This is a genomic window from Xanthomonas sp. LMG 12461 (assembly GCF_009192935.1).
Classification (GTDB): Bacteria; Pseudomonadota; Gammaproteobacteria; order Xanthomonadales; family Xanthomonadaceae; genus Xanthomonas_A; species Xanthomonas_A sontii.
The window spans coordinates 1-18047 of the sequence record NZ_NQYT01000004.1; the positions used below are offsets into that span (position 1 = coordinate 1).

General features: G+C 69.9%; 17 protein-coding genes. 7 read left to right on the forward strand and 10 right to left on the reverse strand.

What is annotated here, in order from left to right:
- Together CEK68_RS01350 and CEK68_RS01355 are read right to left on the reverse strand one after the other, a co-directional pair.
- The coding region (locus CEK68_RS01350) for a TerC family protein (RefSeq protein WP_152238301.1) at nt 1-620 on the reverse strand (620 nt) is incomplete at its 3' end.
- Between the two features lie 39 nt (nt 621-659).
- Complete coding sequence (locus tag CEK68_RS01355; protein WP_010342212.1) at nt 660-1040, reverse strand: diacylglycerol kinase; 381 nt, start codon at nt 1038-1040, stop codon at nt 660-662.
- A gap of 188 nt (nt 1041-1228) precedes the next feature.
- Here CEK68_RS01355 and CEK68_RS01360 point away from each other — a divergent pair, with 188 nt between their 5' ends.
- Nucleotides 1229-1945, forward strand: a complete 717-nt coding sequence (locus tag CEK68_RS01360; RefSeq protein ID WP_017913678.1) for an SGNH/GDSL hydrolase family protein — start codon at nt 1229-1231, stop codon at nt 1943-1945.
- 34 nt (nt 1946-1979) lie between these two features.
- Here the strand turns inward: CEK68_RS01360 and CEK68_RS01365 are convergent, their stop codons facing one another.
- The 3 genes from CEK68_RS01365 to CEK68_RS01375 all read right to left on the reverse strand — a co-directional run bounded on the left by CEK68_RS01365 (nt 1980) and on the right by CEK68_RS01375 (nt 4797).
- Nucleotides 1980-3260 carry a HAMP domain-containing sensor histidine kinase gene (locus CEK68_RS01365; protein ID WP_152238302.1) on the reverse strand — a complete coding sequence of 427 codons (1281 nt, stop codon included), beginning with the start codon at nt 3258-3260 and terminating at the stop codon, nt 1980-1982.
- A gap of 107 nt (nt 3261-3367) precedes the next feature.
- Entirely contained in the window at nt 3368-4081 is a 714-nt protein-coding gene (locus tag CEK68_RS01370) for a response regulator transcription factor (RefSeq protein ID WP_003481607.1), read from the reverse strand.
- A 92-nt stretch (nt 4082-4173) separates the two neighbouring features.
- Nucleotides 4174-4797 (reverse strand): arylesterase, encoded by a 624-nt coding sequence (locus tag CEK68_RS01375; protein ID WP_226977725.1) that lies wholly within the window; start codon nt 4795-4797, stop codon nt 4174-4176.
- Nucleotides 4798-4957: 160 nt separating this feature from the next.
- On the opposite strand from CEK68_RS01375, the gene CEK68_RS01380 reads away from it, so the two are divergent.
- Nucleotides 4958-5560, forward strand: coding sequence for an ATP-binding cassette domain-containing protein (locus tag CEK68_RS01380; RefSeq protein ID WP_152180359.1), 603 nt, complete (start codon nt 4958-4960; stop codon nt 5558-5560).
- Nucleotides 5557-8040 (forward strand): FtsX-like permease family protein, encoded by a 2484-nt coding sequence (locus CEK68_RS01385; protein ID WP_152238304.1) that lies wholly within the window; start codon nt 5557-5559, stop codon nt 8038-8040. Before CEK68_RS01380 ends, CEK68_RS01385 begins: the two co-directional genes overlap by 4 nt.
- A gap of 329 nt (nt 8041-8369) precedes the next feature.
- Here CEK68_RS01385 and CEK68_RS01390 read toward each other — a convergent pair whose 3' ends face one another.
- The 5 genes from CEK68_RS01390 to CEK68_RS01410 form a co-directional block, all read right to left on the reverse strand.
- Nucleotides 8370-9308: a DUF6607 family protein gene (locus tag CEK68_RS01390; RefSeq protein WP_152238305.1), complete on the reverse strand. Its 939-nt coding sequence runs from the start codon at nt 9306-9308 to the stop codon at nt 8370-8372.
- 49 nt (nt 9309-9357) lie between these two features.
- On the reverse strand, nt 9358-9945 hold the full coding sequence (locus tag CEK68_RS01395; protein WP_043093125.1) for a hypothetical protein: 588 nt from the start codon (nt 9943-9945) through the stop codon (nt 9358-9360).
- 6 nt (nt 9946-9951) lie between these two features.
- Nucleotides 9952-12177 (reverse strand): TonB-dependent hemoglobin/transferrin/lactoferrin family receptor, encoded by a 2226-nt coding sequence (locus tag CEK68_RS01400; protein ID WP_152238306.1) that lies wholly within the window; start codon nt 12175-12177, stop codon nt 9952-9954.
- A gap of 175 nt (nt 12178-12352) precedes the next feature.
- Entirely contained in the window at nt 12353-12553 is a 201-nt protein-coding gene (locus tag CEK68_RS01405) for a hemin uptake protein HemP (protein ID WP_017907561.1), read from the reverse strand.
- A 192-nt stretch (nt 12554-12745) separates the two neighbouring features.
- Nucleotides 12746-13717 carry an aldo/keto reductase gene (locus CEK68_RS01410; RefSeq protein ID WP_152238307.1) on the reverse strand — a complete coding sequence of 324 codons (972 nt, stop codon included), beginning with the start codon at nt 13715-13717 and terminating at the stop codon, nt 12746-12748.
- Nucleotides 13718-13948: 231 nt separating this feature from the next.
- On the opposite strand from CEK68_RS01410, the gene CEK68_RS01415 reads away from it, so the two are divergent.
- The 4 genes from CEK68_RS01415 (at nt 13949) to dusB (ending at nt 18022) form a co-directional block, all read left to right on the forward strand.
- Nucleotides 13949-15247 (forward strand): nucleoside transporter C-terminal domain-containing protein, encoded by a 1299-nt coding sequence (locus tag CEK68_RS01415; protein WP_017911618.1) that lies wholly within the window; start codon nt 13949-13951, stop codon nt 15245-15247.
- Nucleotides 15248-15315: 68 nt separating this feature from the next.
- A complete protein-coding gene (locus CEK68_RS01420) occupies nt 15316-16269 on the forward strand; it encodes a ribokinase (RefSeq protein WP_017907558.1) in 954 nt (317 codons plus the stop codon).
- Between the two features lie 94 nt (nt 16270-16363).
- A complete protein-coding gene (locus CEK68_RS01425; protein ID WP_152238308.1) occupies nt 16364-16969 on the forward strand; it encodes a DUF4893 domain-containing protein in 606 nt (201 codons plus the stop codon).
- A gap of 54 nt (nt 16970-17023) precedes the next feature.
- Nucleotides 17024-18022, forward strand: coding sequence for a tRNA dihydrouridine synthase DusB (gene dusB / locus CEK68_RS01430; RefSeq protein ID WP_152238309.1), 999 nt, complete (start codon nt 17024-17026; stop codon nt 18020-18022).
- The last annotated feature ends 25 nt before the right edge of the window (nt 18023-18047 follow it).

Consider the following 18047-nt stretch of genomic DNA (forward strand, 5'->3'; position numbering starts at 1 on the left):
CCTTCCAGGATCAGCACCACGCCGATCATCAGGATGAAGGCCAGCGCCAGCATCTTCACCGTCGGGTTGGCGTCGATGAAGCGGCCCAGCGGATTGGCCGCCAGCAGCATCGCCGCCACCGCCAGCAGCACGGCGGCGATCATCACCGGGATGTGCTGGGCCATGCCCACCGCGGTGATCACCGAATCCAGCGAGAACACGATGTCGATCACCGCGATCTGCGCGATCACCATCCAGAACACGCCCGAGGCCTTGCTGGTGGTGGGGTCTTCGTCTTCGCCGCCGGTGATCAGCTCGCGGATCTCCATCGTGCCCTTCACCAGCAGGAACAGGCCGCCGACGATCAGCACCAGGTCGCGGATCGAGATGCCCATGCCGGCGACGCTGAACAGCTCGCCCTGCATGCGCGCCAGGAACGCCAGCGACACCAGCAGCGCGATGCGGGTCAGGCACGCCACCGCGATGCCGAACTTGCGCGCGGCCGGGCGCTGCGCTTCCGGCAGTTTACCCACCGCGATGGAGATGAACACCAGGTTGTCGATGCCCAGCACGATCTCCAACGCACTCAGCGTCAACAGCGTCAGCCAGGTGTTGGGGTCGGCAAGAAACTCGAGGGCCATGGCGTCGGATCCTTTAACGGAAGAAGAAACGGGCGGCGATCACAGCAGGCGCGGCAGCAGGATCAGGCCCCAGCACAGCACCACGTTGGCCAGCATCACGAAGACCGCGGCCGAGCCCATGTCCTTGGCGCGCCCGGCCAGTTCGTGATGCTCGGGGCCGTAGCGCTCGATCACCGCTTCGATCGCCGAATTGAGCAGTTCCACCGCCAGCACCAGCAGCAGCGAGCCGATCATCAGCACCTGCTGCACGGGCCCCTGCCCCAGCCACAGCGCCAGCGGTGCCAGGATCAGGAACAGACACACCTCCAGGCGGAAGGAGGATTCGTGCAGCCAAGCCGCGCGCAAGCCCTGCCAGGACCAACGCGCCGCCATCAGCATGCGGCGCGGCCCGCGCGGCAGATGCCCGAACTGGTCGGCCACGGCTCAGCCCCGCCCCAGGGAACGGGGACGCGACGACGACGGCCGGAAGGAATCGGTCATGGGCAAGGCGCAGCGGGATAGGCGGCAATTTTGCCACAAGCCCCGCAGCACCGCCGGCATCGCCGCGGATTTGCCTGCATGTCGTGCCTGCGGCACCATCGCCGATCCCCTTGCTTCGAGGAGGCGTCATGCCCCGTTCGCCGCTGCGCGCACCGCTGCTCGCCCTGAGTCTGTTCAGTCTGTCCCTGCTGGGCCTGTCGCCGGCACTGGCGCTCACCCCACCCCCGCCGCCCAGCGTGCCCGACCAGGTCTCCAATGCCGCCTGGGAAGAGGACATGGCGCGTTTCGCCAAGGACGATGCCGCGCATCCGGTCAAACCCGGTGGCGTGCTGTTCGTCGGCAGTTCCTCGATCCGCTTCTGGACCTCGCTGGCCACGGATTTTCCGGGCGTGCAGACGCTCAACCGCGGCTTCGGCGGCTCGGAGATCCGCGACAGCACCTGGTATGCCGACCGCATCGTGGTGCCGTACAAGCCACGCCTGATCGTGTTCTACGCCGGCGACAACGACCTCAACAGCGGCCGCAGCCCGCAGCAGGTGCGCGACGACTTCGTGGCCTTCGCGACCCGCGTGCACCGCGACCTGCCCAAGACCCGCATCGTCTATCTGTCGATCAAGCCCAGCCCCTCGCGCGCGGCGCTGATGCCGAAGATGGCCGAGGCCAACGCGCTGATCCGCAAGGCCGCCGCAAGCCTGAAGCAGGTGCAGTTCGTCGACGTGTACACGCCGATGCTGGGTGCCGACGGGCAGCCGCGCGCCGAGCTGTTCGGACCGGACAAGTTGCACATGAACGCGGCGGGCTACGCGCTGTGGCGCGACACCCTGCGTCCGTACCTGAAGGATTGAACCGTGACGCGCCCGCGCCGCCGTGCGCGGGCGCTCACGTGACCGGCGGGAACCGCACGGTCGCAAGAATGCCGCCGCCCTCGGCGCTCTCCAGGGCCACCTGCCAACCGAAACGGTCGCACAGCCGGCGCACGATCGACAGGCCCAGCCCGGTGCCTTGCGGGCGCTCCGGCTCCGCGCGGAAGAACGGCTCGAAGGCATGCAGCAAAGCGTCCTCGGACATGCCGATGCCGGTGTCGCGGATGCGGATGCGGTCGGCCTCGACCTCGACCTCGATGCGCCCGGCGTCGGTGTAGCTGCAGGCGTTGCGCAGCAGGTTGCTGACCACCACGTGCAGCACGCGTGGCGGCGCATGCAATGTCGCCGAGGCCAGCACGCGCACGCTCAGGGTCACCGGCTTGCCGATCAGCAGTTCGCGCGCGTTCTCGGCCTCGTACTCGACCACGTCGGCGATCTCGAAGAATTCGCTCTGCGGCACCACGTCCGCTTCCCGCGCCAGGATGAGGAAGGCGTCGATCACCGCCTCCATGTCGCGGCCGGCGCGCTGGATGCGCTGCAGGCTGCGGTGCAGGCGCGGCGGCAGTTCCTGCTCGGTCATGGCGATGTCGGTGGCGACGCGGATCACCGTCAGCGGGGTGCGCAGCTCGTGGCTGGCATCGCGGGTGAAGTTGCGTTCGCGGGCGACGTGGTCGGTGACGCGCAGGGCCAGCGCATGCAGGGCGGCGGCCAGTTGCCGCGCCTCGCCCTGTACGTCGGTCGGCAGGTTTTCCGGGGCCAGTTCGGCGGCGGCTGGATGCCGCGGATCCCAACGCGAGACCCGCCGCGCCAGCCAGTTCATCGGCGACAGCAAGCGCCGCGACACCCGCCAGGTCAGCCAGGCCACCACCAGCACCGCGATCAGGGTGAGCAACGTCGGCACCACGCCGAACCAGAACGCCAGCCGCTGCGCCGGTGCGCGCAAAAACACCAGGTACAGGCGCCCGCTCTCGGTCTGGTCGACCAGCACCATCTCGCCGCCGGGGCGATCCTCGTGCAGGCCTGGCGCCAACCCGCGCAGGTCGGCAGGCACCGCCGCATCGGATTGCCCGGCCGGCACCAGATAACCGCGCAGGCTGTGGCTGTTGGGCGGCGGTTGCTGCGGCAGCTGCGCGCGCAGGCGCCAGTAGTAGCGCGCCTCCTGCTTCAGGATCGAGCCGACCAGCGAATGCTGCACGATCGCGACCACCAGATAACTGGCAAGCGTGACCACACAGCCCGCAAACACGATGCGGGCGATCAGGGCGAGGCGAAGTTTGCGCGGCAACCCGTGCGGCATACGGCATCCGTGATCGTTGCCGCGATTATAGGAAGGCCGATCGTGAGCCTTTCGTGCAAGCGGCCCCGTTCAGCGGGGCCGCGTTGCATCCACGATCGGGCGCCGCCTCAGCTCATCGGCTGGGCGATGTCGGCGATGCGGTAACCGGCGCTCTGCACGGTGTGCAGCAGCGGGCGGTCGAACGGCTTGTCGATGATCTTGCGCAGGTTGTACAGATGGCTGCGCAGGGTGTCCGAGTCCGGCAGGCCGTTGCCCCAGATCTCGCGCTCGATTTCCTGGCGGGTGACCACGCGCGGCGATTCGCGCATCAGGATGGTCAGCAGGCGCAGGCCGATCGGCGAGAGCTGCAGCTCGGTGCCGGCGCGGGTGGCGCGCATGCTCACCGGATCCAGCACCAGGTCGGCCACCTTCAGCACTTCCGAGCCGACCTGGCGGCGCTCGCGGCGGATCAACGCACGCAGGCGCGCCTCCAGTTCCTGGATCGCGAACGGCTTGGTCAGGTAGTCATCGGCACCGAAGCCCAAACCGGTGAGCTTGTCGTCGAGCGTGTCGCGCGCGGTCAGCATCAGCACCGGGGTCGACTTGCGCGCGTCGTTGCGCAGGCGGCGGCACACTTCGATGCCGTCCAGACGCGGCAGCATCAGGTCCAGCACCACCACGTCGTAGCTGTTCTCCGCCGCCAGGCGGTAGCCGTCCAGGCCGTCGCAGGCGTAATCCACTTCGAACCCGCGGCCTTCCAGGTACTCGCCGATCATCTCGGAAATATTGCGGTTGTCCTCCACGACCAGCACGAGCCCGGATGTTTCCTTGGTCTGACGCATAACGCTTCCTCAGTCTTCAGCTTTGTGAAACATGCCGGATGTGCGGTGGTGGCGGCGTGAAGACCGCTTCATCTGCCTGAGCGACAAAAAAATTACTGCGTGATCAATGGCTTGAGCTGAGGCCAGACATTATCCAGCACCTTGGACTGGGCCGCCGCGGTGGGGTGCAGGCCATCGCCCTGCATCAGCGACGGGTTCAGCGCCACGCCCTCCAGCAGGAACGGCAGCAGGCCCGTCCGGTACTGCCTGGCCAGGTCCGCATAGACCGCGCGCAGGCGCTGCCGGTAGCCCGGTCCGTAGTTCGGCGGCACATCGATGCCCAGCAACAGCACCTTCGCACCGGCGTCACGGCTCAGCACGATCATCTTCTCCAGGTTGCCACGCAGTTCGGCCGGGCTCAGCCCGCGCAATGCGTCGTTGCCGCCCAGTTCGATCACCACCACCGACGGCCGGTGCTTCTGCAGCAGCGCCGGCAGGCGGGTCAGTGCGCCGGACGAGGTCTCGCCGCTGATGCTGGCATTGACCACCGCCGGTGGCGCCCGCATCTGTTGTTGCAGGCGCTTGTCCAGCAAGGCCACCCAGCCGGACTGCACCGGGATGTTGTGCGCCGCGCTGAGGCTGTCGCCGAGCACCAGCACCGGCCCCGTCGCACCTTTGGCACAGGCGATGGCGGGCAGCAGCACCCACCATGCCAGCAGCAGCCAGGCGCGGCGCATCCAGGCCCGCTTGCTTCTCGTCTCGTCGCCACGCATTGGAGATTCCCTCATCGACAGTCAGGCCCTCACGCTTCGCGCCAGCATCGCCATCGACGTACGCGATGTCGGCAAATCCGTCAGCGGACCGGAGGGTACGGTCCACATTCTCGACAAGGTCGGATTGACTATCGGTGAAGGCGACAGCGTCGCCATCGTCGGCGCCTCCGGCTCCGGCAAGACCACCCTGCTCGGCTTGCTGGCCGGCCTCGACCTGCCGACGCGCGGCGAGATCGTGCTGGCCGGGCAGTCGCTCAATGCGCTGGACGAGGAAGCGCGCGCCGCGCTGCGCGCGCGCGAGGTCGGCTTCGTCTTCCAGAGTTTTCACCTGCTGCCGTCGCTGACCGCGGCGGAAAACATCGCGCTGCCGCTGGAGTTGGCCGGACGCGAGGATCCGGCGCGGGTGCGCGAGGTGCTGGAGGCGGTCGGGCTGAGCGCGCGGGCGCGGCACTACCCGCGGCAACTGTCCGGCGGCGAGCAGCAGCGCGTGGCGCTGGCGCGCGCGTTCGTGGCGCGGCCGCGGATCCTGTTCGCCGACGAGCCCACCGGCAGCCTCGACCAGGCCACCGGACAACAGATCAGCGACCTGCTGTTCGCGCTCAACGAAGGCAGCGACACCACCCTGGTGCTGGTCACCCACGACATGCGCCTGGCGCAACGCTGCGAACACCGCTACCGGCTCGACGGCGGCCGCCTGCGCGCCGCCGACGCGGCGGATGCCGCATGAACGTGCTGCGCCACGCCGCGCGCGCACTGCGCCGCGAACTGTTCGCCGGCGATCTGCTGACCGTGTTCGCCGCGCTGGTGCTGGGCGTGGCGGTGATGACCGCGGTCGGCACCCTGGTCGACCGAGTGACCCTGGCGCTGACCGGCAGCGCCGCCGAGGTGATCGGCGGCGACCTCGGCGTCAGCGGGCGCCAGGACATCCCCGCCGCCTTCGCCGAGGAAGCGCAGCGGCGCGGGCTGCGCAGCACGCGCATGGTCAGTTTCCCGAGCGTGTTGTTCCATGGCGACGCCAGCCAGATGGCCAACATCAAGGCGGTGGGCGCGGGTTATCCGCTGCGCGGCGCGTTGCTGGTCGCGCGCGACACCGTCGGTGCCGGCAGCGAACGCGCCGGGCCGCCGCCACGCGGCGAGGCCTATGCCGATCCGCGCCTGCTCGAAGCGCTGGGGCTGAAGCTCGGCGATGCGCTGGAGTTCGGCGCCGGCACGCTGCGCGTGACCCGGGTGCTGCGCGCCGAACCGGATGCCTCCGGCGAACTGATGCAGTTGTCGCCGCCGCTGCTGGTCAACCGCGCCGACGTCGATGCCGCCGGCCTGCTCGGCCCCGGCAGCCGCGCCTCCTATCGACTGATGTTCGCCGGCGCGCCCGGCGAGATCGCCGCCCTGCGCGAATGGCTGGCGCCGCGCGCCAAGGCCTACCGCCTGGTCGGCATCGAGGACACCCAGCGCGGCGTGCGCGGCGCCTTCGATCGCGCCGGGCGCTTCCTGGCGCTGGCCGCGTTGCTGGCCGTGCTGCTGGCCGGCGTCGCCACCGCGCTGGCCGCCAACCGCTTCGCCCTGCGCCGCATCGATCAGGTCGCGGTCTTGCGTTGCCTGGGCGCGCGCCAACGCGACATTCTCGGTGCGCTGGCGGTGCAGTTGCTGCTGCTGGCGATCCCCGCCTGCGCGCTCGGCGTGGGCCTGGGCATGCTGGCCCAGGTCGGCCTGGTCGAAGCGCTGGGCAGCCTGATTCCCGACCGCCTGCCGCTGCCGCAGGCGACCCCGGCGCTGGCCGGCGCCGGCATCGGCCTGTTGCTGCTGCTCGGCTTCGGCCTGCCGCCGCTGCTGCGCCTGCGCGACGTCCCACCGATGCGCGTGCTCAATCGCAGCTTCGCCGCACTGCCGCCAACCTCGCTGCTGGTCTACGCCGCGGCCCTGGTCGCCACCGTGGTGCTGGCGGTCTACGCCACCGGCGACGGCGTGCTGGCGGCCTGGGTGCTGGGCGGCCTGACCCTGCTGGCGGCGCTGGCCGCGGCGGTCGGCGGCGTGCTGCTGGCGGTGCTGCGGCGACTGCAGGGACAGCTGCGCGGGCCTTGGAAACTGGGCCTGGCGGCGCTGACCCGGCGCCGCGCACTGAGCGTGGTGCAACTGGTGGGCCTGTCGCTGTCGCTGTGCGCCCTGCTGTTGCTGGCGGTGATCGGCCCCGGCCTGCTCGGGCAGTGGCGCGACCGGCTGCCGGCGGACACGCCGAACTACTTCCTGATGAACATCCAGCCCGATCAGGCCGAGCAGGTGCTCGGCACCTTGCGCACGCTCGGTGTCGCCGATGCGGCGGTCGAGCCGTTCAGCACCGGCAAGCTGGTGGCGATCAACGGCAAGCCGCCACAGCGCCGCGAGCAGGGGCCGGAGGACGATGGCGACGGCAGCGACCGGCCGATCAACTTCTCCTGGCGGCACGAGTTCCCCGCGGCCAACCGGCTGCTGTCCGGACGCTTCTGGGCCGCCGACAGCATCGCCGCCGAAGCCTCGGTGGAGGAAGGCTGGGCGCAGCGTTACGGGCTCAAGCTCGGCGACCGCATCACCCTGCTGCTCGGCGACCAGCAGCGCAGTTTCACCGTCACCAATGTGCGCAAGGCCGACTGGGATTCGTTCCGGGTCAACTTCTTCCTGCTGCTCAACGCCGGCGCAGTGCAGGACGCGCCGTACAACCTGATCTCCGCCTTCCACCTGCCGCGCGCCTCGGCCGCGCAACTGAGCGGGCTCAGCCGCGCCTATCCGAACGTGTCGCTACTGGACATCGACGCGATCCTGCAGCGGGTGCGCGAGGTCATCGACCGCGTCGCCCAGGCAGTGCAACTGGTGATGGGCTTCAGCCTGCTGGCCGGCGCACTGGTGCTGCTGGCCGCCCTGCAGGCCACTGCCGGCGAGCGCCGCTACGACAGCGCGGTGCTGCGCACCCTGGGCGCGCGGCGCGGGCAGTTGCGCGGTGCGGTGCTGGTGGAGTTCGGCGCGCTCGGCCTGCTCGCCGCGATCCTCGCGGTCGGCGCGGCGGCGATCATCGGCGTGGTGGTGGCCAGGCAGGCCTTCGACCTCGCGCTGTCGCCGCCGTGGCCGGCGCTGCTGCTCGGCGGCCTGGGCGGCGTGGCGCTGAGCCTGCTCGCCGGCTGGTCCGGCACCCGCCGCATCCTGCGCACGCCGCCGGCGCTGGCGCTGCGCGAGCAGTGAGTGAAGCCGGGAGTGGGGAATCGGGAGTGGGGATTGGAAAAGCGCCACAGGTCCTGCGCGTGTCGTGCGATCCGCTCTGGATCGCGCAAGTGATCTCCACATCCGCGGATGCGGTATCGCCGCCAACAACGTCAATCACACCCGTGGCGATCACGTCAAAGCACTGACGCCGCCACGCGACGCCGCGCTTGTGCAGCCGCCGCGTGCCGCTGTCACCGCAAGTCGTCCCGGGCTAAACACGCTCCACATCGAGCTGACACGCGCAAGAAAAAGGGGAAGACGCCATCCCGGCCGCCTTCCCCACCCTGGCTGTGTTGCCGGCGCTGGCCTCAGCGCGCGGCCGGCGCCGGCGCCGTCCATTGCGCGAACACCGCATCGAGTTGCGCATCGCTGACCGGCTTGCCCTGTTGCACCGCCTCGGCCTGCGCGAACAGCGGCACGATGATCGCCATGCCATCGACCTTGGTCTTCAGCTGCACGCCCGGCGGCTTGCCGAGCAGGCCGTCCCAACGCGCGCGCACCCTGGCCCAGTAGTCCCGGGTTGCGCTCCAGTAGGTGCGGGCCGGGGTGAAGTCCACGCTCGTGGTCTTGACGTAGTCGTTGAAGCCGAACTCGCGGGCGATGGCCTGCTGGCTGCCATCGGGCTTGCGCAGCACCTTGGTGTTGAACTGCTCGTGGGTCCAGCCGGCCGGGGTCAGCGTGTGCCTGTTGACCACCGCCAGCGCGTTGTAGTCGCTGCGCTTGGTGTACTCGCGGCGCGGCAACGGGCGCCAGCTCAGGTCGCTGGTCCAGGTCGGATGGCCATCGGCGTAGTCCCAGCGCCCGGTGCCGCAGTAGCGCGGCGAGTCGCTGACCTCGTACACGCACTGGGTCCAGGCGCCACGGGTGGTCGCGGCGTCGAGCGGGCGCACCTGCCAGGTCTGGTCGGCGCTGAACTCGAAGCGTTGCGGCGCCTCGTAGATCCAGTCCTGGCGCCAGTGCTTGGTCACGTGCCCGCTCTTGGGCTCCACCAGCAGATGCTGCAGCACCACCTTGCGCGGACTGTCCTCGACCACGATCACCACTTCGTCGCCACCGCTGCGCATTGGCGCGGCGCGCGCGTAGCCGGGCTTCAGCAGCACGGTCTCGTCGAAGGCGAACGCCACCGTGTACTCGCCCTGCATCGCCAGGATGCTGGCACGGTCGCGCGCCGGGTCGGCGCTCTCGGCGTGGACGGGGAGGCTGCCGGCAAGCAGCAAGGCGCAGAACAGGGGCGGAGCTTTCATCATCGAGAGAGGCGTCTTGGTTGATGGGAAACGAGGAAACGCCAGCGGCCGCTCACAACCGCAGCAGTGGCCACGGCCGCTCGGGATCGGGGCGCGGCGCAGGGCGTCCGGCGCGGGCGCAACAGCAGTCGTCGACCAGCACATCGCCCTCGGCCGCCTCCAGGCGCGCGATGCGGCGGGCGATGCTGGCACCGAGCGGCGACACGCCGGCGACGCTGGCCGCCAGCACGCCATCGGCTGCGTGCAGGCGCAGCGCCCGCGCATGCCAGCCATCGCCGCGCAGGCGGCCGGCGACGCGCCGCCACAGCCGCTCGGCGACGCCGCCGTCGGCGGCATCCTGCGCCGCGGGTAGCGCCGACAGCAGCATGTCCCAGGCGACGAAATCGCTGTCGGGCAGCAGGTACAGGCGCCAGCAGCACTGCTGCTGGCGATCGTAGAAGCGCAGGCTCTCCAGCACGCCGTCGCTGTCCACATCCAGGTGCGCGGCCACGCTGCAGGCGTGGCGCCAGCCGATCAGTTCGGCGCCGGTGTGGGCGCGGTACAGACACAACACCGTGCCCAGTGCGGCCAGCTGCGCCGGGCGCGGAAGCGGCGCGGCGATCCGCTCCGGGCCGGTACGCGCTGGCGCAGCGATGCGCATGTAGGGCTACCAGTCCAGAGCCAGGCTGACCGAGACGTTGCGCCCGGCGCCGGTGTAGCGGTCGAGCACGCTGCTGCGGGCCAGGGTCGCGCCGGGCAGCATGTTCCAGTCGATGTAGCGGCGGTCGGCCAGGTTGAACACGCCGACGTCGAGGCGCGCGCCTTCGGTGAAGTGCCAGTGTGCGAGCAGGTCCAGCGTCGCGTAGCCGGCCGGCGTGTAATAGCTCGCCAGTTCCGGCCGGCGCTTCTTCGCCACCGCGGTGGCGACCAGTTGCGTACCCCAGGTACTGTGGTCGTAGCCCAGGCCGAGCACGCCACGCAGCGGATCCACGGAATTGAGCGGGGTGCCGTCGGTGCGGTTGTCGCCGCGCGCATAGGCCGCGCTGGCCTGCAGCGACCAGCCAGCCCAGCGCGCATCGAGTGCGCCGAAGTCGACACCGGCCTTGGCCTCCACGCCACGGATGGTCACCCGGTCGACGTTGCGCGATTGATACAGCATCAGGCCGTCGGCGTTGAAGCCGACGAAGCGGTAGGACTCGATGAAGTCGCGATAGGCGTTGCGGTAGGCGCTCAAGCCGGCGTAGACCGCCGGACCGGCATAGCGCACGCCCAACTCCGCGCCGCGACTGGTCTCCGGCTTCAGGTCGGGATTGGCGATCGCGGTGTAGCCGATGAGCAGATTGGTGAAGCCGATATTGACGTCGTTGTAGGGCGGCGCGCGGAAGCCGTGCGCGTAGTTGGCGTACAGCGACCAGGCATCGTCCAGGCGCCAGATCGCGCCGAGCTTGGGCGAGACGTTGCGGTCGCTGATCTTCTTCGCCGCCACGCCGGGATTGTCGGTGGCGAAGATCGCATCGACCTGCGGCGACAGCCGGTAGTAGTCGGCACGCAGCGCCGGAATCAGGCTGAAGCGGCCGTCGACCAGCGCGATCTCATCCTGCAGGTAGGCACCGGCCTTGATCGTTTCGGTGATCGGGAAGTCGCGAACCGGGAAGGTTTCCATGCCCACGGTCTTGCTGATCGCGCCGGTACGCAGGTTCAGCGTGTGGCCGTCGCGCTTCTCGTGGGTGTCGGTGTGCGACAGGTCGATGCCGTAGCTGATGTCGTGCACGACGCGGCCCTGGTCCACCCGCTTGTGCAGATTCGCCTGCAGCCCGTACAGGCGCTGGTCGAAGTCGTGCTCCATGTGCCGCAGCGTGCCGTTGCTGCGGCGTTCGTCGGTGCGCTGCAGGCTCTGGCTGTCCTGGCGGTACAGCTGCCACTGCAGGTCGTCGGCGAGCAGCGTGTCGAGCTGGTCCACCTCGTGCGCCAGCGACACGCGGGCGCGGGTCTGATGGTCGCGCCCGCGTTGCGACAGGATGCTGGCGGTGACGTTGCTCAGCGCATCGATGCGGGAATAGTCCTCGTTGCCTTCGACGGTCAGCTTGAAGCGCTGGTTGGCGCTGGGTGCGTAGACCAGCTTGCTGAGCAGGCTGCGGCCGTCGCTGCTGAGCGGATTGGGCGCGGTGCGGGCGGCGCCGACGCTGCGGTTGTCGCCCTGGGTCTCGCTTTCCTGGCCCTGGCGGTGGCTGAGCGCGGCCATGCCGCTCCAGCGGTCGCCGCCGAAGGCGACCAGCGCGCCGGCGAACAACCCCTTCCACTCGCTCTCGTAGCCGAACTTCAGGCCGACGTAGCGGTCCTTGCCCGGCGCCAGGTAGTCGGCCGGATCCTTGGTGACGTAGGCGACCACCCCGCCGAGCGCATCGGAGCCGTACAACGCGCTGGCCGGACCGCGCACGATCTCCACGCGCTTGAGCGTGTCCATGTCGACGAAGTTGCGGTTGGCGTTGAGGTAGCTGCCGAAGCTGAAGGTGTCCGAGACCGGAATGCCGTCGGTCTGGATCAACACGCGGTTGCCGTCCAGGCCACGGATGCGGACGCCGGAGATGCCGCTGAAGCGGCCGCTGTTGCCGGTGGCGGACACGCCGGGCGTATAGCGCAGCAGATCCTTCAGGTCGTGGACCAGTGCGCGATCCATCTGTTCGCGGTCGATCACATCGACGCTGCCGGGTACGTCGACGATGGCGCGCTGGGTGCGCGTGGCGGTGACCTGCAGGCGATCGAAATCGCGGATGGCGGCCGCCGCACTGGCGGCGTCGTCAGCGTCGGAGGCAGAGGCGGATGCGGGAGCGGCATGCGCGCAGGCGGCCAGGGCCAGCCACAGCGCGCCGGTGAGCGGGGCGGTACGGAACATGGGGAGCATCGGTGGTCGCGGAAGACCCTCGACCGGCACGGCACGGGGTCCGCGCCTGGCCGAGGGGGAGAGAAGGATCGCGACTGCGAGGCGGCCGCGGCCGACGCGCAAGGGCGTGGGCCAGGTGGCGGCAGATCGGGCGGGGAGACCGGCCGCGCGCGGCGGCCGGAGGGCATCACTTGGTCAGGATCAGCTTGTCGTTGCTGGTGTGGCGCAGACGATAGACGCGGTCGCCGTGCTGGATCAGCACTTCGCGGCGGCCCTTGAGCAGCGCCTGACTGCTGATGGTTTCTTCGGCCGGGACTGCGCGCGGCACGGTGCGCTCGCGCAGGCTCAGGGTCTCGGGGTGACGCAACAGCACGGGTTGAGCGGTCATGGTCGAACTCCATCCACGGGGTGCATCGAGATGATAATGATTCTCAATACTTAATCAAGACCCATTCTCGCCCGATTCGATTCGCAGTCCCGATCGAAATGCCGACCACGAAAGATTCCAAAGATCGCCACACATCAACGCCTTCGCCGCCGCGCCACCGCTGCACTGCGGCGGCGCAAGCGCATGCCGTCGTCAACGCACCGCAGCGTCGACCCGTTCCCACCACGCCGCGTCGTCGCGCGCGGCCAACTCCAGCGCGGCCAGGTTCTCCAGCAGCTGCGACACCCGGCTGGCGCCGAGGATCACCGTGGACACGTGCGGGTTGCGCAGGCACCAGGCGATCGCCAGCGACGCCGGCGCCACGCCCTCGGCCGCGGCCAGCGCGGTGAAGGCGCGCGCGCGCTCGATGCGGCGCTGCGCCGGCGGCCCGATCACCTCCTGCTGCAGCCAGGCATTGCGCTCCTGGCCCAGTCGCGAGGCCGGATCGATGCCGTCGTTGTACTTGCCGGTCAGCAGGCCCGAGGCCAGCGGCGACCAGATGGTGGTACCCAGGCCGAGCTCGGCGTACAGCGGCGCGTATTCCTGCTCGACGCGCGCGCGGTGCAGCAGGTTGTACTGCGGCTGCTCCATCGATGGCCCATGCAGGCCCAGCGCACGCGCCACCTGCGCCGCCTCGCGGATGCGCTCGGCCGGCCATTCGGAGGTGCCCCAGTACAGCACCTTGCCCTGGCGGATCAGCGCGTCCATCGCGCGCACGGTTTCCTCCACCGGCGTGTCCGGATCGGGGCGGTGGCAGTAGTACAGATCCAGATAGTCCACCCGCAAGCGCTTGAGCGCGGCATGGCAGGCGTCGGTGACGTGCTTGCGCGACAGCCCGCGCTGGGTCGGGCGCGGCGATTCCACGGCGCCGAAGTAGACCTTGCTGGACACGCAGAAGCCGTCGCGCGGCAGCCGCAGGTCGGCGATCACGTCGCCCATCACCTGCTCGGCGCGGCCGTGCGCATAGACCTCGGCGTTGTCGAAGAAGTTGATGCCGTGGTCCCAGGCGGCGGCGATCAGATTGCGCGCTTCGTCGCGGCCGGTCTGCCCGCCGAAGTTGATCCAGGCGCCGAACGACAGCGCCGACAGTTGCAGCCCGGTGGCACCGAGGCGACGGTATTGCATGGCAACTCCTCCTGCTGAGCGAACCCGCGGCACGGCCGGCGGGCGGCCGCACAGTGTAGCGGCGCTGCCGCAAGGCCCCGTCGGCGCCGCCACGCCGTCGGCAGCCAGGCGCCCCGCTCTTGCGAATCCCCAATCCCCAATCCCGAATCCCCCGACTGAACACGCCTCGCCTTGCCGGCCGTCACCCCCTGCACTAGGCTTCCCGTCTTTGGTCGGGGACCGGGGACGCAGATGGTCGAGGGATTGGGAAGGATCGGCTTCGGCCTGTTCGGTTTGGCGGTGTTGATCGGGATCACCTGGCTGTTCTCCAACAACCGCCGCGCGGTGGACTGGAAGCTGGTCGCGACCGGCCTGGTCCTGCAGATCGGGTTCGCCTCGCTGGTGCTGCTGGTCCCGGGCGGCCGTGAGGTGTTCGACTGGCTCGGCCAGGTGTTCGTCAAGGTGCTGAGCTTCGTCAACGAAGGCTCCAGCTTCATCTTCGGCAGCCTGCTCGACACCAAGACCTACGGCTTCATCTTCGCCTTCCAGGTGCTGCCGACCATCATCTTCTTCTCCGCGCTGATGGGCGTGCTGTACCACCTGGGGGTGATGCAGGCGGTGGTGCGGGTGATGGCCTGGGCGATCACCAAGGTGATGCGCGTGTCCGGCGCCGAGACCACCAGCGTCTGCGCCAGCGTGTTCATCGGCCAGACCGAGGCGCCGCTGACGGTGCGTCCGTACATCCCGCGCATGACCGAGTCCGAACTGCTGACGATGATGATCGGCGGCATGGCGCACATCGCCGGCGGCGTGCTGGCGGCCTACGTGGGCATGCTCGGCGGCGGCGATCCGGCGCAGCAGGCGTTCTACGCCAAGCATCTGCTGGCGGCCAGCATCATGGCCGCGCCGGCGACGCTGGTGGTGGCCAAGCTGCTGATCCCGGAGACCGGCACGCCGCTGACCCGCGGCACGGTCAAGATGGAAGTGGAGAAGACCACCAGCAACGTGATCGATGCCGCCGCCGCCGGCGCCGGCGACGGCCTGCGCCTGGCGCTGAACATCGGCGCGATGCTGCTGGCGTTCATCGCCCTGATCGCGCTGGTCAATGCGCCGCTGACCTGGATCGGCGACGTCACCGGCCTGGCCAGCGTGATCGGCCGCCCGACCAACCTGTCCACCATCTTCGGCTACGTGCTGGCGCCGGTGGCCTGGGTGATCGGCACGCCGTGGCCGGATGCAACCACGGTCGGTTCGCTGATCGGCCAGAAGGTGGTCATCAACGAGTTCGTCGCGTATACCGAGCTGTCGCGTATCGTCCAGGGCCAGGTGCCGGGCGTGAGCCTGAGCGCGGAAGGCCGGCTGGTCGCCACCTACGCGCTGTGCGGCTTCGCCAACTTCAGCTCGATCGCGATCCAGATCGGCGGCATCGGCGGCCTGGCCCCCGAGCGCCGCCACGACCTGGCTCGCTTCGGCCTGCGTGCGGTGCTGGGCGGCTCGATCGCCACCTTCATGACCGCGACCATCGCCGGGGTGCTGTCGCACTTCGCCTGATCCGGCCGCGGCATCCGCCGCACCCGTCTTTCTTTTTTTCAGTTCCAGTCGAGAAGCAGTACATGCCTATGAGTTCGGTCATCGTCGTCGGTTCGTTCAATGTCGACCATGTGTGGCGTTGCGAGAATCTGCCCGCACCGGGGGCGACCATCGCCGGCCGCTACAGCACCGGCCCCGGCGGCAAGGGCTTCAACCAGGCGGTGGCGGCGGCGCGCGCCGGCGCGCGTACCAGCTTCGTCTGCGCGCTCGGCGACGACGCCGGCGGCGCGATGGCGCGCGGCCTGGCCGCGCAGGACGGTATCGCCCTGGTCGCCGAGGCCAGCAGCGAGCCGACCGGCACCGGCGGCATCTACGTCGACGGCCACGGCCGCAACACCATCGTCATCGGCGCCGGCGCCAACGCCGCGCTGAGCCTGGACTTCGTGCAGGCGCAGCGTCCGCTGCTGGGCTCGGCGCGGGTGCTGCTGGCGCAGCTGGAATCGCCGATCGAGACCATCGAGGGCACCCTGGCGCTGGCCCGCGAGGCCGGCCTGACCACGGTGCTCAACGCCGCCCCGGCCAACGCGCAGACCAGCATCGGCCTGCTCAAGCTGGCCGACGTGCTGACCCCCAACGAAACCGAGTTCGCCGCCCTGCTCGCCCGCCATGTCGGCGTGCGCGTGGACGCCGACGACGTCGCCGCCACCGATGGCGGCAGCTTGCACGCGCTGTGCCGCAAGCTGCTGCCGGGCGGCACCGTGGTGGTGACGCTGGGCGCGGTCGGTGCGTTCATCTCGCACCCCGAGGAGCGCCTGCTCGGCGACACCCAGCCCTACTACCGGATCGGCGCCGAAACCGCGCATACCGTGGACACCACCGGTGCCGGCGATGCCTTCAACGGCGCCCTGGTGGCGTCGCTGGCGCAGTCGCCGAACGCCGCGTTCGCCACCCACGTGCGCTTCGCCAACCACTACGCGGCGCGATCCACCGAGGCCGAAGGCGCGGCGGCATCGATGCCGCGGCTGACGCCCGAGGCCGGCTGAGCGATCGGCGCGACGGTGCCGGCCGTCGCCGTCGCCTGCCATCACAAACCAGCGCCGGCGCTGCGCCGGCCACGCATCCGACAAGGAGTTGCCGATGCCCCGACTTTCCGTCATCCCGTTCGCCGTGCTGTGTGCGCTGCTGCTCCCGCTATCCGCCGCCGCGGCACCGCGCTGCGACTGGAACAGCCTGGCCACCGACGCCGACCGCGCCGCGGTGACCGTCTCCGCCAAACGCCTGCAGCAGGTGATCGCGGCGCATTACGACGATGCCGAGCAGGAAAAGGGCGCGGCGCTGGCGCGGACCCTGCTGCAGCGCGCGCAGACGCCGCAGCAGCCGGGCGCATTGGAAGGCCGCTGGAAGGTGCGCTCGATCCAGGTCGACCCGCACTTCGCCTACGCCTATCCCTACTTCAAGGCCGAGATCCGCCGCGATCCCTGCGGCTACCACCTGAGCAAGACCAGCGGCTCGCAGCGCCGCAGCGGCACGCTGTCTCCGCTGTCCGCCGGCAGCCATGAGCTGGCCTTCCTCGGCGCCAGCACGGTCAACGACGAGCCGGAAGCGGCCTACGTGCGCGGCCATGCCTCCGACGGCACGCACGGCAACAGCGTCGGCCGCCTGGTCGCGCTGGGTCCGGACGAACTGCTGCTGATCCTGGACGGCAAGGACAACGGCTTCGAGCTGTACCAACTGATGCGCTGACGGCCGCGCGGGCCGCCCGGCCCGCCAGCGCATGCGCCCCGCTACACTACGCGCATGCGTATCGGCCCCTACACGATCGAACCGAGGGTGATCCTGGCACCGATGGCCGGGGTCACCGACAAGCCGTTCCGGCTGCTGTGCAAGCGGCTGGGCGCGGGCCTGGCCGTGTCGGAAATGACCATCTCCGATCCGCGCTTCTGGCAGACCCGCAAGTCGCTGCAGCGCATGGACCACGCCGGCGAGCCGGACCCGGTCAGCGTGCAGATTGCCGGTACCGAACCGCAGCAACTGGCCGAGGCCGCGCGCTACAACGCCGACCACGGCGCGCAACTGATCGACATCAACATGGGTTGCCCGGCGAAGAAGGTGTGCAACGCCTGGGCCGGCTCGGCGCTGATGCGCGACGAGGCGCTGGTGGCGCGCATCCTCAGTGCAGTGGTGAAGGCCTCGCCAGTGCCGGTGACGCTGAAGATCCGCACCGGCTGGGACTGCGACCACCGCAACGGCCCGGTCATCGCGCGCATCGCCGAGGACTGCGGCATCGCCGCGCTGGCAGTGCACGGGCGCACCCGCGACCAGCATTACAGCGGCCAGGCCGAGTACGCGACCATCGCCCAGATCAAGGCGATGCTGCGCATTCCGGTGATCGCCAACGGCGACATCGATTCGCCGCAGAAGGCGGCGCAGGTGCTGGCCGCGACCGGCGCCGATGCGGTGATGGTCGGGCGTGCGGCGCAGGGCCGGCCGTGGATCTTCGGCGAGATCGCGCACTACCTGGTCACCGGCGAACTGCGGCCGGCGCCGTCGCTGACGTTCGTCCGCGACACCCTGCTCGGCCACCTGCAGGCGCTGCACGCGTTCTACGGCGAGGCGCAGGGCGTGCGCATCGCGCGCAAGCACCTGGGCTGGTATGCCAAGGATCAACCCAAGAACGCCGCGTTCCGCGCCGTGGTCAACCGCGCCGAGAGCGCGCAGGCGCAACTGGCGCTAACTGCCGAGTACTTCGATGCGCTGATCGCCGGGGTGCCGCCGGCCTTGTCCGCCGCCGCCTGACGTCTTCTTCTCCCTGGAGCATCGC

What these genes read in the sequence shown, in the direction of transcription:
- CEK68_RS01405 (WP_017907561.1), bottom strand. Translation starts at nt 12,553, where the DNA reads ATGACCGCTCAACCCGTGCTGTTGCGTCACCCCGAGACCCTGAGCCTG.
- CEK68_RS01390 (WP_152238305.1), bottom strand. Translation starts at nt 9,308, where the DNA reads ATGATGAAAGCTCCGCCCCTGTTCTGCGCCTTGCTGCTTGCCGGCAGC.
- CEK68_RS01370 (WP_003481607.1), bottom strand. Translation starts at nt 4,081, where the DNA reads ATGCGTCAGACCAAGGAAACATCCGGGCTCGTGCTGGTCGTGGAGGAC.
- CEK68_RS01420 (WP_017907558.1), top strand. Translation starts at nt 15,316, where the DNA reads ATGAGTTCGGTCATCGTCGTCGGTTCGTTCAATGTCGACCATGTGTGG.
- CEK68_RS01425 (WP_152238308.1), top strand. Translation starts at nt 16,364, where the DNA reads ATGCCCCGACTTTCCGTCATCCCGTTCGCCGTGCTGTGTGCGCTGCTG.
- dusB (WP_152238309.1), top strand. Translation starts at nt 17,024, where the DNA reads ATGCGTATCGGCCCCTACACGATCGAACCGAGGGTGATCCTGGCACCG.
- CEK68_RS01400 (WP_152238306.1), bottom strand. Translation starts at nt 12,177, where the DNA reads ATGTTCCGTACCGCCCCGCTCACCGGCGCGCTGTGGCTGGCCCTGGCC.
- CEK68_RS01395 (WP_043093125.1), bottom strand. Translation starts at nt 9,945, where the DNA reads ATGCGCATCGCTGCGCCAGCGCGTACCGGCCCGGAGCGGATCGCCGCG.
- CEK68_RS01375 (WP_226977725.1), bottom strand. Translation starts at nt 4,797, where the DNA reads ATGCGCCGCGCCTGGCTGCTGCTGGCATGGTGGGTGCTGCTGCCCGCC.
- CEK68_RS01385 (WP_152238304.1), top strand. Translation starts at nt 5,557, where the DNA reads ATGAACGTGCTGCGCCACGCCGCGCGCGCACTGCGCCGCGAACTGTTC.
- CEK68_RS01365 (WP_152238302.1), bottom strand. Translation starts at nt 3,260, where the DNA reads ATGCCGCACGGGTTGCCGCGCAAACTTCGCCTCGCCCTGATCGCCCGC.
- CEK68_RS01360 (WP_017913678.1), top strand. Translation starts at nt 1,229, where the DNA reads ATGCCCCGTTCGCCGCTGCGCGCACCGCTGCTCGCCCTGAGTCTGTTC.
- CEK68_RS01410 (WP_152238307.1), bottom strand. Translation starts at nt 13,717, where the DNA reads ATGCAATACCGTCGCCTCGGTGCCACCGGGCTGCAACTGTCGGCGCTG.
- CEK68_RS01415 (WP_017911618.1), top strand. Translation starts at nt 13,949, where the DNA reads ATGGTCGAGGGATTGGGAAGGATCGGCTTCGGCCTGTTCGGTTTGGCG.